The sequence below is a fragment of the Leptospira ainazelensis genome, assembly GCF_016918785.1.
Classification (GTDB): Bacteria; Spirochaetota; Leptospiria; order Leptospirales; family Leptospiraceae; genus Leptospira; species Leptospira ainazelensis.
Map to the genome: position 1 here is coordinate 150,287 of NZ_JAFFPT010000027.1, position 13,245 is coordinate 163,531.

18 protein-coding genes are annotated in these 13,245 nt (G+C 44.5%); 2 read left to right on the plus strand and 16 right to left on the minus strand.

The window, feature by feature from the left end; genetic code table 11:
• Window positions 1-5: 5 nt before the first annotated feature.
• Genes JWG44_RS08240 through dapA form a run of 14 tightly spaced genes read right to left on the minus strand, consistent with a single transcriptional unit; the run spans window position 6 to window position 9,333 of the window.
• Complete coding sequence (locus JWG44_RS08240) at window positions 6-920, minus strand: phosphatidate cytidylyltransferase (protein ID WP_205274523.1); 915 nt, start codon at window positions 918-920, stop codon at window positions 6-8.
• Window positions 913-1,593: an isoprenyl transferase gene (locus JWG44_RS08245; RefSeq protein WP_232371555.1), complete on the minus strand. Its 681-nt coding sequence runs from the start codon at window positions 1,591-1,593 to the stop codon at window positions 913-915. The genes JWG44_RS08240 and JWG44_RS08245 overlap by 8 nt, the downstream gene beginning before the upstream one ends.
• A 46-nt stretch (window positions 1,594-1,639) precedes the next feature.
• Window positions 1,640-2,194 (minus strand): ribosome recycling factor, encoded by a 555-nt coding sequence (frr, locus tag JWG44_RS08250; protein ID WP_205274483.1) that lies wholly within the window; start codon window positions 2,192-2,194, stop codon window positions 1,640-1,642.
• Entirely contained in the window at window positions 2,184-2,930 is a 747-nt protein-coding gene (gene pyrH / locus JWG44_RS08255) for a UMP kinase (protein ID WP_205274484.1), read from the minus strand. The genes frr and pyrH overlap by 11 nt, the downstream gene beginning before the upstream one ends.
• A 3-nt stretch (window positions 2,931-2,933) precedes the next feature.
• Entirely contained in the window at window positions 2,934-3,530 is a 597-nt protein-coding gene (tsf, locus tag JWG44_RS08260; RefSeq protein ID WP_100787652.1) for a translation elongation factor Ts, read from the minus strand.
• A 13-nt stretch (window positions 3,531-3,543) separates the two neighbouring features.
• Window positions 3,544-4,467: a 30S ribosomal protein S2 gene (rpsB, locus tag JWG44_RS08265; protein ID WP_205274485.1), complete on the minus strand. Its 924-nt coding sequence runs from the start codon at window positions 4,465-4,467 to the stop codon at window positions 3,544-3,546.
• A gap of 3 nt (window positions 4,468-4,470) precedes the next feature.
• Window positions 4,471-4,731, minus strand: coding sequence for a hypothetical protein (locus JWG44_RS08270; protein ID WP_069606737.1), 261 nt, complete (start codon window positions 4,729-4,731; stop codon window positions 4,471-4,473).
• Between the two features lie 22 nt (window positions 4,732-4,753).
• Window positions 4,754-5,131 carry a bactofilin family protein gene (locus JWG44_RS08275; RefSeq protein ID WP_205274486.1) on the minus strand — a complete coding sequence of 126 codons (378 nt, stop codon included), beginning with the start codon at window positions 5,129-5,131 and terminating at the stop codon, window positions 4,754-4,756.
• Between the two features lie 8 nt (window positions 5,132-5,139).
• Complete coding sequence (locus JWG44_RS08280) at window positions 5,140-5,361, minus strand: tetratricopeptide repeat protein (protein WP_205274487.1); 222 nt, start codon at window positions 5,359-5,361, stop codon at window positions 5,140-5,142.
• Window positions 5,362-5,364: 3 nt separating this feature from the next.
• Window positions 5,365-5,745, minus strand: a complete 381-nt coding sequence (acpS, locus tag JWG44_RS08285; RefSeq protein ID WP_069606734.1) for a holo-ACP synthase — start codon at window positions 5,743-5,745, stop codon at window positions 5,365-5,367.
• Window positions 5,742-6,794 (minus strand): CdaR family protein, encoded by a 1,053-nt coding sequence (locus JWG44_RS08290; RefSeq protein ID WP_205274524.1) that lies wholly within the window; start codon window positions 6,792-6,794, stop codon window positions 5,742-5,744. The genes acpS and JWG44_RS08290 overlap by 4 nt, the downstream gene beginning before the upstream one ends.
• Window positions 6,795-6,803: 9 nt before the next feature.
• Complete coding sequence (gene cdaA, locus JWG44_RS08295) at window positions 6,804-7,622, minus strand: diadenylate cyclase CdaA (RefSeq protein ID WP_205274488.1); 819 nt, start codon at window positions 7,620-7,622, stop codon at window positions 6,804-6,806.
• Between the two features lie 15 nt (window positions 7,623-7,637).
• The gene (gene dapB / locus JWG44_RS08300; RefSeq protein WP_205274489.1) at window positions 7,638-8,447 is read right to left on the minus strand and encodes a 4-hydroxy-tetrahydrodipicolinate reductase; all 810 of its coding nucleotides are present in this window, start codon (window positions 8,445-8,447) and stop codon (window positions 7,638-7,640) included.
• A gap of 1 nt (window position 8,448) precedes the next feature.
• Window positions 8,449-9,333, minus strand: coding sequence for a 4-hydroxy-tetrahydrodipicolinate synthase (gene dapA / locus JWG44_RS08305; protein ID WP_205274490.1), 885 nt, complete (start codon window positions 9,331-9,333; stop codon window positions 8,449-8,451).
• A 94-nt stretch (window positions 9,334-9,427) separates the two neighbouring features.
• On the opposite strand from dapA, the gene JWG44_RS08310 reads away from it, so the two are divergent.
• Window positions 9,428-10,459, plus strand: coding sequence for an MraY family glycosyltransferase (locus tag JWG44_RS08310; RefSeq protein WP_205274525.1), 1,032 nt, complete (start codon window positions 9,428-9,430; stop codon window positions 10,457-10,459).
• 641 nt (window positions 10,460-11,100) lie between these two features.
• Window positions 11,101-11,403, plus strand: a complete 303-nt coding sequence (locus tag JWG44_RS08315) for a helix-turn-helix domain-containing protein (protein ID WP_205274526.1) — start codon at window positions 11,101-11,103, stop codon at window positions 11,401-11,403.
• An 876-nt stretch (window positions 11,404-12,279) separates the two neighbouring features.
• Here the strand turns inward: JWG44_RS08315 and JWG44_RS08320 are convergent.
• Window positions 12,280-12,780, minus strand: coding sequence for a tetratricopeptide repeat protein (locus tag JWG44_RS08320; protein WP_205274491.1), 501 nt, complete (start codon window positions 12,778-12,780; stop codon window positions 12,280-12,282).
• A gap of 20 nt (window positions 12,781-12,800) precedes the next feature.
• Entirely contained in the window at window positions 12,801-13,244 is a 444-nt protein-coding gene (locus tag JWG44_RS08325; protein WP_205274492.1) for a hypothetical protein, read from the minus strand.
• Between the last annotated feature and the right edge of the window lies 1 nt (window position 13,245).

A 13,245-nucleotide genomic window follows, 5' to 3' on the forward strand; every position in this document is an offset into this window, starting at 1 on the left:
TCCAATTAGACTTGGAAACCAAGATTCCCCTTGATCTGGAGATAATAATATAAAACAGGAATCGTGATCAGAAGTGCGTCCGCCAGATCCAAAACACCGCCGTGACCCGGAATCAGAGAACCCGAATCCTTGATCTTTGCGTCGCGTTTCATCGCGGATTCGAGCAGATCCCCGATCACGCTCACGAGAGAAATGATCACGGAGATCAAAAAGACTTCCACGCCGGAAATCGCGGAGGCGGTTCCGGTGGAATTCTCCCAGATCGCGTTGAAGATAAAAACGGAAACGATCGCCGTCACGATTCCCGTCGCATAACCTTCCCAGGTTTTTTTCGGAGAAATCGCAAGCCCGGCCGGATGTTGACCGAACCATCTTCCGCCGAAATATGCACCCGCGTCCGTTAGGAACGTGATGACGGAAACGAGGATGATGTAGTAAATTCCCTGCCCCATTCCCAAAAGAAGAAGCAAGTGTCCGAGCGGAACCGCGACGTAAAACACTCCGAGAAACGTGGAGGAAACCGAAAAGATCGCGCCGTCTAACGGGCGTCTGGTGATCTGCAAAGTAAAGACGATGATAAACAAAAGAAGAAACGCGACCGGAACCGGATCAAACGGAGGTACGAAAAATTTGATGTATTGGAGAAAGAAGATCGGAGGATCGAATTTGTTCTGAGAAGCGATAAAACGGAAATAATAAAAGGTAAGAATGACGAACATAAAGAACGTTCCCGTTCCACGAAACGGCCTTCCCTCGTCGCCGCGATCCGCCAAATTGTAGAATTCTTTGATTCCGATAAAACCGCCCAAAAGAAGAATCAAATACGACTGCAGATAATAAAAATCCGCATAGAATATCATAAAAAGATAAAATACGACTAATACCGCGGCTGACGCGATCCTTTTGGATGTTTCACCCATTCTCCAATCCTCCGAATTTCCGGGTTCTGGTTTCATACCATTTTAAGGAATCCACCAGAGAATTTTTGTCAAAGTCCGGCCAGAGAGTATCGGTAAAATACAGTTCCGCATAAGCGGACTGCCAAAGTAGAAAATTAGAGAGTCTTTGTTCCCCGGCCGTTCTGATCAGTAAATCTACGGGAGGAAGGGTAGACGTATATAAAAATTTTTCGAGTTCTTTTTCTTTCAGAGGCTTTTCAAAGGAAACCTTGGAACGTTTTCGTTCTAAAAAAACCTCTTGTGCCGCTTTTAAAAGTTCGTCTCTCGATCCGTAGTTCAAACAGAAGTTCACGGTGAGATTCTGATTCTTTTTTGTTTTATCGATCGCGAAATCGATCTTGTCCAAAACCCCTCGAGTCAGACGTTTTCTGCTTCCTGAATGGTGAATTTTGATTCCTCTTGCGTGAATCGTATCCAGACGGGTTTCGATAAATTCGATGAGAAGATTGAAGATGGAACGAATTTCTGTGATCGGGCGTTTCCAATTCTCCGTGGAAAACGCGTAGAGAGAAATATTCTGAAGACCGAGTTCGAGACTTGCGTCCATCAGACGATCGATCGCAAGAGAACCTTCTCGATGACCTTCCGATCTGGATTTTCCGCGAGAAGTTGCCCAACGACCGTTGCCGTCCATGATGACGGCGATATGTTTCGGGAGATTGGACTTGAGGAAGCCCACGTCAGATCGTCGTGATTTCCTTTTCCTTCTCTATCGTAAGAGCGGAAATTTTTTCGATATAAGAATCGGTGATTTTTTGAATCTGATCCTGAACGGTTTTGATCTCGTCTTGAGACATTCCTTCGGTATGTTTTTTCAGATCTTCCATCGCATCTCTTCTGATATTACGGATCGCTACTTTTTTTTCTTCGGACTTGGACTTTACAACTTTTGCAAGTTCTTTCCGTCTTTCACCGGTCAGCTCGGGAATGATGATACGAATGACAACTCCGTCGTTCGACGGCTGAAGCCCCAGACCCGAGGTTTGAATCGCTTTTTCGATATCCTTCATGATTCCCTTATCGTAAGGAGAGATCACGAGGCTTCTCGGCTCGGGAACCGAGATGTTTCCGAGCTGATTGATTGGGGTCTGAGTTCCGTAATAATCAACACGAATGTCTTCCACAAGAGAAGGGTTCGCTCTTCCGGTGCGGATGGTGCCAAAGTCCTTTTTTACGAGGTCTATGGTTTTATCCATTTTTGTTTTCATTCCTGAGATAATTTCTTCACTGGCCATCGATTTTTATGTCCTCCGAATTAGAGATCAGGGTTCCGATGTTTGTTCCGGTAACGAGGTCTTTTAAATTCCCTCTTTTGAAAATATCAAAAACAATAATGGACATATTGTTTTCCATACACAAACTCAAGGCGGTGGAATCCATCACCTTCAAACGGCGATTGATCGATTCCATAAATGAAATTTGAGAATAACGTTTTGCAGTGTTGTCTTTTTTCGGATCCGCGGTGTAAACTCCGTCGACCTTTGTCGCCTTGAGAATCACGTCGCAACCGACTTCTACCGCGCGAAGACTCGCGGTCGTATCCGTTGTGAAATAAGGATTTCCGGTTCCACCCGCGAAGATTACGATTCTTGCTTTTTCCAAGTGACGAACCGCACGACGGCGAATATAACTTTCAGCAATGGAATTGATTTCGATCGCGGATTGAACCCTTGTGTAGAGTCCTTTTTTTTCACAAGCGTCTTGGAGCGCGAGTGCGTTTTGGATCGTCGCGAGCATTCCCATATAATCCGCGGTCGCCCGGTCGATTCCCGCTTTTGCAAGATTGGTTCCACGGATGATATTTCCACCGCCGACGACCAGAGCGATTTCGACGCCGAGATCGTGAACTTCTTTGATTTCTTCCGCGAGAGAATGGGCCTTATTGGTATCGATCCCGAATTCTCCCTCCCCGGCGAGCGCTTCCCCGGAGAGTTTGATCAGAATTCTTTTATACTTCGCTTCTGCTGCCAAAACTTAGAGTCCACCTACCTGAAAGCGGACAAAACGAGCGATCAGGATATTCTCGCCGAATTTTGAGATCGCTTCTTTGACTAGGTCGTCTATCGTTTTAGAATCGTCTTTGAAAAACGCCTGGTTTACAAGACAGGCCTCGGAAATATATTTCTTAATCTTTCCAGGAAGAATCTTGTCGATCTGCTCCGCTTTTTTGCCTTCGGCTTCGAGCTGAGCTCTCATGATTCCTTTTTCCTTTTCCAGATCTTCCGCAGGAATGGATTCTTCGTTCAGATAAAGAGGATTCATCGCGGCGATCTGCATGCAGATTTCTTTGCCGAGGATTTCGAAGTCTTCATTCTTAGAAACGAAGTCCGTCTCGGAGTTGAGTTCAACCAAAACTCCGATCTTTCCGTTTCCGTGAATGTAAGAAACCACTCTTCCTTCTTTGGTTTCTCTTCCGGCCTTTTTAGCGGCCTTCGCGATTCCTTTCTCACGGAGCCAAGTAATCGCTTTTTCGATATCTGCGTTGTTTTCTTCAAGAGCCTTTTTGCAGTCCATCATCCCTGCACTCGTTCTCTCTCTGAGTTCTCTGATTAAATCTGTAGATACTGCCATTTCGTAGAATTCCTTACTCGTTCTTGTCTACTTCGATCGTAGTAGTCGCAGGTTCTTCCGGAGCTACAACCGGAGTAGTTACGCCCGCTTCTAAAGCGGCTGCGGCCGCAGCGGCGGCTGCAGCTTTGGATTTTTTAGATTCAGGATCTTCGTCCATGATGAACTTTCCGCTTTCATCATATTCTCCCTGATATTCCAGAGCCAGAGCTTCGGAATCCAAGTCTTCGCTAAAACGAGGTTGTTCTACAACTCCACCCGTTCCTTCGATTACGGCGTTCGCCATAGTTTCCAGAAAAAGAGAGATCGCGCGGATCGCGTCGTCGTTACCTGGGATCGGATAGTCGATAAGCTCAGGATCGCAGTTCGTGTCCACTACCGCGAAGATCGTAAGGCCGAGTTTTCTCGCTTCTTTGACCGCGATTTCCTCTTTTTTAGGATCGATCACAAACATGATTTCCGGAATGGTAGCCATGTCCTTGATTCCACCTAGAGTTTTGCGGAGTTTATCCAACTCTCTTCTTAAGGTAAGAATTTCTTTTTTAGTTTTTACTTCTTTCTCGAAGCTGTTGTCCGCTTCCATTCCTTCGAGTTTTTTAAGACGAGCGATACTCTTCTTCACCGTGTTCCAGTTTGTTAAGAGTCCGCCCGGCCAGCGGTTATTGATAAAGAACATATTGGAGCGGATGGCTTCTCTTTCGATCGCGCCTCTCGCTTGTTTCTTCGTTCCCACAAAAAGAACTTTTTTACCGTCTGAAGTTTGTTTTTTCAGAGCGTCATACGCTTCTTTTGCTTTTTGAACGGTCTTTTGAAGATCGATGATGTGAATCCCGTTTCTTGCCGTAAAAACATACGGCGCCATTTTGGGATTCCATTTGCGAGTCTGGTGTCCGAAGTGTACTCCGGTTTCCAGAAGGTTTTTCATTGAAATCACTGACATGTTTTACCCCTTTTTTAGTATGAAATACAACGTCGCTACGAGTCCTATCAGACTAGCAGGGGTAAATTGTATCTCAACCTTGATTACGTAGAGTTCAAATTTGATTGCTTCTCGGAGCAGGTAGGAAGAGAAAAAAGAAACGCCCGTTAGGCGATCGAGAATGACTCCCGTCACGGCTCCTGCGAAAAATCCAAGGAGCAGAATGAGGGCAATCTTGCCTATCTCAGCCCTGTCCGTAGGCTTTTTCGGGTTAGCAGATACCACTTTTTACTGGTTTCAGCGTGGGTCAATCTTTATTGGGCTGGATCATCTCACAGTTCCCGTCAAAGATCACTCCGTCTGCAATTTGAAGTTTGGAAGTTTTGATATTCCCGTTTACTTTCCCGGTGGATAACATTTCCAACTTTTGAGTCGCGATTACGTTGCCGGTGATCTCGCCGCCGACGATCACGGTGCCCGCTTTGATGTTCGCGCGCACTTTAGCTCCCTCGCTTACAAGAAGAAACCCTTCGGATTCGATCTCACCTTGGAATTCACCCGAAATTTCGAGAGGTTTTTGGAAGTTTAGAATCCCGGAAAAGGACGTTTCTTTTCCGAGAACTGTGGAAATCGCTCCGTATTCCGTGATCGGACGAGCGCTTCTGGTTGCGGGTTTCTTGGACATGGATTCTCTTATTTGGTTTTCATTTCAAAAACTCCGTCCCAGTCGTCTGGAGGAGGAGTTGTGATAAATGCCTGGCAACGGCCGATGTATTTTTTAGAAGGACCGTCTTCCGGTGAGAGTTCGGTCGCCTTTTGAAACTTTTCAAGGGCTTCGGCGAATTTTCTGGTTTTGTATAAGCTCAAACCTTCGTTATAAAATTGAATGGTTTGTTTCATCGTTTCAGAGATCATCTTTTACTCCCTATAAAGCACCACGACTGCGGTGGAATAATTCTCGGCGTGACTGATCGAAACCGAACATCCGCTATAACCTTTGGTAAGAAACAATTCTTTGGATTTTCCGTGGAGTACCAATTCTTTTTTTCCGAATTCCTTTCCGAAAAGTTCGATTTCCCGCATGTCGAGGATCACCTTATCGCCGGGTTCGATCGCTTTGATAAAGGCTTCTTTGACGCAAAACCTTCCGCTGAGATGAGGAATCGGATCTTTACGATTGCTACAGTATTCCCTTTCGGATTCCGAAAAAACCCGTTTTAAAAAACGATCCCCGTGTTTTTCCAGAAGCTCGCGGATTCTTTGATTTTCAACGATATCGTTGCCGACGGAAATTTTCATTCTTCTTCGAGGAGCTCCGGATTGGAATCGGGTTCGATCGTATTCTCTTCTTCCCCGTTGTCGCCTTCTTCGCCCGCAGATTTATCCTTATCCGGTTTGATCTTATAAAGAATCGAAATTCGATCCGGAAAAACTCCGAGGATATCGACCGCTTTCAAAGAAGAAGCCTTGGTCAACTTGATCTTTGCAAATACCGGTTTGTTGTCCGGGAGAATTTTTTTTGTCTTTGGATCGTATTTATGAGAACAGACGACGCTCGCTGAAAGTCCTTTGATGACTTGAATACTTTTCAGAGGGGTTTTGGACTGGAGTTTTACCGAGACTTCCGGCTCCGAAAATTCCGCCTCCAGATTCTTATCCAAACTCTGACATTTGATCGGAATTCCGAGAAGAAGAGTTTCTCCCGCGTTAGACGCGCTTGCGAAGATGTTTACACGAACCGTGACTTCCTTTACGTTGTCCCTCACTTTTACACCGGCGGGAAAATCCGGGAGTTTGTGTTTGATCGAAAAGGATTCGGTTTTATCCTTGAGAGAGATCGGAGGAAAGTTGATCTTCCCGAGGTTTTCCAAAACTCCGGGAGGACCGCTGACGTGGATCAAAGAAGGGGAAATAAAAGGCCCCGTTTTTACGTAGTTAGGCGGAAGATCTCCGGTAAATTTCACGTCGATGGGAAGAAATTTTCCCGAGTTCGATTCTACGATTACCTTGACCTTGTCTTTGAGTTTTGTGATCCGAAGTCCCGCGGGTGCGCCCGAGATTCGATACAAGGAAACCGAGTTTTCTCCCGGTTTCAGATCGGATGCGTTCACGTGAGCTTTGAGGAACTGCGAGTAATAGTTAACGTATTCCCGAACCCCTTCCACTTTTACCGGAAAGGTTTTGTCCGAAGCCTTGGAAACGGTGAGAGAACCGTTTAACTTAGGATATTCGATCGGAATATTGATTTCTTTTACGAGTATTTTAGAATTTTGTAAATTTACATAAAAGAGAATCGCGAGAAGAATCGATCCGAGTTTTGCCTGCCAGTTGTTGAAGATCCGTTTCAGCATCTTGGATTAACCCGTTTTATCGTCGGAAGCAAGACCGTGTTTTTCGGAACTATTGCTTCTTTTTTGAAGGATCGTATTCACAAAATTTTTGAGCTCTATGGGTTTGACCGGGTGAGTCATCTCTCCGTCGTAACAAACCGAAATTTCTCCGGTTTCCTCGGAAGTAACGATCACGATAGAATCCGATTCTTCCGAAATTCCAAGCGCGGCCCTGTGTCTTGCGCCCATTCTCGCGTCGTCCAAATTCTGAGCCATGGGTAAGAATGCGCCCGCACAGGCGATTCGGTTTTGTTCTATGATCACCGCTCCGTCGTGAAGGGCCGAATTCTTTTTAAAAATCGTAAGGAGCAAACTTGTGGAGATGATCGCGTCCAACTGCACGGACTGATCGATGATTTCTTTCAGACTATTCTCGCGGACGATCGCGATGAGAGATCCGGTTTTATTCTTCGCCATGATCTTTACCGCTTCCGTGATCTCTTCCAGATCCGTCATTTGTTTTAAAAGAAAGGGCTGAAAGATTTTCATCTTCGAAAGATCGGCGGTGATCTTTCTGAGTTCGGGTTGAAGAAGAACGATGATCGCAAAGACGAGGGCCGGACGGATATTTTCGATGATCCAGTCGAGGAGTTCGAGTTCGAAGGTACTCGCAAAAATTCCCAAAAGCCAAATGAGCGCGACCCCGAGAAGAAGTTGGATTCCCCGCGTCCTCCGAATCGTTGTATAAAATTGATAGATTAGAACGCTGACGATGAGGACGTCGAGAACGATGATAAACGGATTTTTACCGAGGGGAAAAAGAGATATGTTCTTGAAAAAAAACAAAACTTCCCCTTCTCCTTACAATCCCAATACCGCAAACATATCGTAAAGCCCGGGTTTTCGTCCGACTAAAAATTCAGCGGCGTGAACGGATCCGACCGCGAAGGTCTTACGATCCTGAGCCTTGTGAGTGATTTCGATTCTCTCTTCGGGCGTAAAAAAATAAACCGTGTGATCACCGATCACTTCTCCCGCGCGAAGCGTATGAATTCCGATTTCTTTTGGATCTCTTTCTTTGAGAATTCCATGTCTTCCGTGAACTACGTTCTTCTCCGTTCTGCCTAACGTTTCGAGAAGAATACTCTTCAACTTTTCGGCGGTTCCGGAAGGCGCGTCCTTTTTATGACGATGATGAATGTCTTGGATTTCGATGTCGGAGATTTCTCCCATAACTTTTGCCGCAATTTCGGTTAACTTAAAAAGAAGATTCACCCCGATGGACATGTTCGGAGAGTAGACGATCGCGATTTCTTTAGACGCGACACGAAGAGAATCCTTTTGTAATTCCGTAAGTCCCGTGATTCCTACGACCAAAGGTTTTTTGAGAGAAACACAAGCCTTGAGTGTGGAATCCAGATTCTGATGCGTGCTAAAATCGATCACGACGTCTGCGCCTTGGACTGCGGCTTGAATGTCCGATGTAAAAGAAACTCCGTTCTGTTTGATTCCGGAATGTAAACCGGAGTCCATTCCTAAAAATACGGAACCGGAACTGACGACCGAAGACGACAATTCCGATTTGGAAGATGCGGAGAGAACCGTGATGATGGCGCGCCCCATTCTTCCAGAACCTCCGATGAGAGCGATCTGAAATTTTTTCTCGGACATGTTACTCGTATCCTTTTTCTTTCAGACCTTCGAGGACTTTTCGAAATTTTGAACTCGTTTCATTTTGCGTTAGGACGGTCATCGGAAGACGGATCTCCGAAGAACAATGTCCGAACCAATTCATCGCGGCTTTGATCGGAATCGGATTGGTTTCCATAAAGGCGAGAGCAAAGACTTCTATAAAATCATAATGGATCTTCCGGGCTTCTGCGATCTTTCCTTCGTGAAAGTTCTGAACAAGCCGGACCAATGCGTTTGGAAATAAATTGGAAACCACGGAAACTACTCCGACGCCGCCAATCGCAAGAAGAGGTAACGTGAGATTGTCGTCTCCCGAAAGAACGGTCATCTTCTGACCTACGAGAGAAATCAGCTTGGACATCTGACCGAGATCTCCGGTCGCTTCCTTCATCGAACGAATGTGTTTTACTTCGCTCAGACGAAGAACGGTTTCCGGAAGAAGATTTACGGAAGTTCTTCCCGGAATATTGTAAAGCATAACGGGAACGGAAGAATGTTCCGCGATCGCCTTGAAGTGTTGAAAAAGTCCTTCTTGCGTCGGCTTGTTGTAATACGGATTTACAGAAAGAATCCCGTCCACTCCGTCCTTACAAGCGGCTTCGGTGAGTTCGATCGCTTCCTGGGTGGAATTGGAGCCGGTTCCGGCGACGACTTGGATTCTATTTTTTACCGCTTTGACGGTTTCACGGATCAGTTCCGCGTGTTCAATATGGGAAAGGGTCGGAGATTCTCCGGTGGTTCCACAAGGAACAACTCCGTTGACCCCGGCCTTGATTTGTTTTTCCAGAAGTTTGAAATAGCTATCGTAATCAATTTTTCCGTTTTTGAATGGTGTGATAATCGCTGTATAGACGCCCTGGAACATAAAGTGACGTTCCCAAGTTTGGCCTGATTTGGCAATCAAAATCGGTTCGATTTCTGATTGCGAAGGAGAAGGTTTCGTCCAATCTGGAATGCCAGTGGATCAAATCGCAAACTTCTGGAATCCGGGAATTCTTTCCATACTTCTTTTCCTGATCACCGCAATTCTCTCCTGGATTTACGTTCGTTCGGAGACTTTCGGAATCGAAGACGTCTCCAACGAGAGAAGTATGCATATCGGTGTGACCAAGAAGTCCGGGGGAATCTGGATTTTTCTTTCCATATTCTCCGTCGCGTTGGTTTGGTTCGGCGGTTTTGAGAATGTCGAAGAGAAGGTGCTTCTGTTTTTTGCGGGTCTTGTTTTCTTTTTTGTGATCGGGCTCGCGGACGATCTTCTTTCTCTCGGCGCCGGAATCCGTTTGCTTTTAGAGATCGTGTTTTTGATTTTTTTCTTTCAGCTTGTTCCCGTGGACTTCACCCTTCTCGGTTGGAAACTGGAAGGAATTCCCGGAGCTTCGACGACGATCTTGATCGTCTATGTGCTGTTCGTTGTAAACGTCTGTAACTTCATGGACGGTTTGGATTCTTTTCTTGCTTCTCACTTTTTACTCGCGGTTTTTGCGTTTCCGTTTTTGTTTCATTCTTCTTTGCCTCCGATCTATCTCTGGATCTGCGCGGGAGTTTTCGGTTTTCTTGTTTTCAATCTTCCCAAAGCGCATTTGTTTATGGGAGACGCGGGTTCTCTTCCTCTCGGTTATGCGATCGCAGTTCTCCCTCTTCTTTTTATCAATGAGAAGAATTGGCCTTCCTTTGAAATCACTTCCGCATTTTTCTTACTTCCCGTCTTTTTTGTGGATGGAGTTCTTACGATTCTTCTTCGTTTAAAGGATAGGGAGAATATTTTGAAAGCTCACAGGAGACATCTCTATCAACTCGTCGCGGTGAGGACTGAAAAAAAAGGTTTGGTTGCAATTGCGTTCACCGCGGCGAACCTACCCGCGATGATTTTTTTTGGAATTCACAGAGAGGTCGGAATTCCGGGGAGTTTTATCTTTTGGGTTTCTCTGGCGGTTTATGCGTCGCTTTACTTTTTGATTTTTCGAAAAGTAAAAACCGCCAAAAATATGTAAGCCTTTTTGAAGAGCGGTTTTTGTGTCGAAGAATGAGGATCTGTTGGAACCGTTCCAAGGTTTGTCCTCAAACTTAAAATGTGGGAACTCTCACATCCACTGGGTGATAGAGAATGACTCAAAATCCCAATCAAACGCGAACAAGACGTAAAATGTGGGAACTCTCACACAGAAGATTCGAATTTTAAAAACGGAATTCTTGCCATCTCTCAAGGTTTTGGGACAAACTCCAAGTGGTAGATCTTCTTTCAAAAAAATCGGAGATTGAGACGTTGAAGTTCATACGACTTCAAAGCCGTAAGTCGGATCTTACAAAGAAAACCGAATTCTTCATTTGAGAATCGGAATTCCATTCTTATTTTCTTTTGAAAAGAATCTCGGAGGGTCGCGCTTTCGCACTCGCGATTTTTGTCGTTTTGAAAGAATTCAAAAAATTTAATTTAGAATTCAGCCTTGAATTTGCCCACCTTTTTAAAACTTGATTTTCAAGTTATAGAATTCAATATTTGAGATTCTTAATTTTTCATCCGGAAGGGAATTGGATTCTAAAATTCTAACGAATTTCGAAATCTAAGACTTTGCGTTTTATAAAATATCCGATTTTGGTATATTCCATTTCAGGATGTAGAATGGACCCTGTTTTGTTCAAGTCTCTGCATTCACGAGAAGCTAAATTTTTTTGTAAGAATCTGATCGCGGCGAGAAAATCTGCCGGTCTGACTCAAATTGATATTGCGAATCTTTTGGGCGAACCGCAATCCTACATTTCCAAAATCGAATCCGGTGAACGTAGGCTCGACGTCATCGAATTCTGGAGAATCTTTAAGATTTTGAAAAAACCTTTCGATTTCTATTTTCATTTTGAAGAGAAAGCAGAGGTTCCGGAGAAAAAGACCAAAACCCTCAGGGTTGCAAGTGGGAAACGGAAGAAAAAAGTAGAATAGCCCGTGGTCTTGGTTTGGTGTGAGTTCCTACTTTTGTTTTGAGATAAAACCTCGTCGATCGAAGAATCCTCCAAAAAGAGGAGTTCCTACTTTGATTTTCCAAGTAAACTCAAAGTTGTCTCAGATCCTTTCGACTCCCATTGTGAGAGTTCCTACATACTTGCTTGCTCTATCTTTCGTTCCCAAAAGGATTCTTAAAATCTTTTGGCTTTTTTGAAAACGAGGGAGTTCCTACTTTTTGCCTTTGCCGGAGGAACTTTAGGAAATTGGAGGAGTTCCTACTTTTGTTTTAAAATTCAACAAATGAACCGTCCTCCCGAAGTCGAGTTCCTTTGAGAGCGATTTGTAAGAGTTCCCACAAACGGGAAAAGGCGAAAATTCTCACTCAAACAACTCCCTTGAAAACGAGGGAGTTCCTACTTTTTGCCTTTGGCGGAGGAATTTTAGGAAATTGGAGGAGTTCCTACTTTTGTTTTAAAATTCAACAAATGAACCGTCCTCCCAAAGTCGGGTTCCTTTGAGAGCGATTTGTAAGAGTTCCCACAAACGGGAAAAGGCTAAAATTCTCACTCAAACAACTCCCTTGAAAACGAGGGAGTTCCTACTTTAATTTCAAAAACAAACTTTTGAATGAGAAAGAAAACGCGTTCTCGGATCCTTCTCTTTCCTAACAACTTGGTACGACAAATCATCCCCTCAAAAAAAACTTCTTGAAACGGACTCAACCGCCTTTTCCGCAATACAAAACAACCTTCCTTCTCACAAACGAACTCAGATTCAAAAATACAAAGAAATAGAACTTCTTCTCTCTTCTAACAAAGTTCCCCTAAAAAGACGAGACTCCCTTTTGACTCAGAGAGAAGGCGCGGTTCTTTATTAATTGTATCGAACGTAGATTCTCTTGAGAGCGAGATTGGCAGGAGGATAGTTTGGTTGGATCTGGACCGCCTTTTCGTATTCGAGACGAGCCAACTCGATATGACCTAAAATTTCCAGACAAGAACCGGCGTTGAAGTAAGGATAGACCGGAACCTCGTATCGGGGGGCGAACTTTGCCTTCTCAAACCAAGGAAGGGCTTCCTCAAAACGTTTCTCCTGGAGAAGATAAACTCCGATATCGTTGTAAGGATTTCCAAGACTGGGATCGGTTTCGATCGCCTTCTTACAAAACTCAATGGCGCGATCCAATCTCCCCGCAAGAGAATAAGACCAACCCAAAAAAGTCCAGGCTTCCGCCGTAGGTTTGGCGGAGATCGACTTTCTGTAGTGCAAGGAAGCGAGTTTTAAATTGCCCTTTGTCTGAAACTCATAGGCGGTCAAAAAATGTTTCTTAGCTTCTTCCGATTCTCCGAACGATTGTAAGTAGATTGGATTCATTCTAACTCTTTAGACCTTCCTCATTGGGAAGAAAACTTCAAGAATTTCAGAAATGTTCCGTTTAAAAATAAATCCACTTCGGGAGAAAAGTTATTATAAAGAATAAAACCGCCCCAGTAGATCAGAGTCACGCTTACGAGAGCCTTTGCCAGAGACTTGCTCACTTGCGGAGAAGCCGAATAAAAGATTCTTATCAGAGCCACGGGCCAGAGAAAAAAAAGAAAAAAGTAAGTTCCTCTTCCCATTCCATAAATCCAGGAAAGAATTTCCACGGGATAACTCGCGGTGAGACGTTCGTAACTCGCCTTTAATTCGGGAAAGTATTGGAAGAAGTAAAAGATAAAAATAAAAACAAAGATGATCTTCCAGACAAATTCAAAATCGGAACGAAAGAGCACAAGGGTAAGTCCGCAGAACCAAAAGAGGAAGATGGGAAATACGATTTGTTCTAAAAGTCCCGGCATG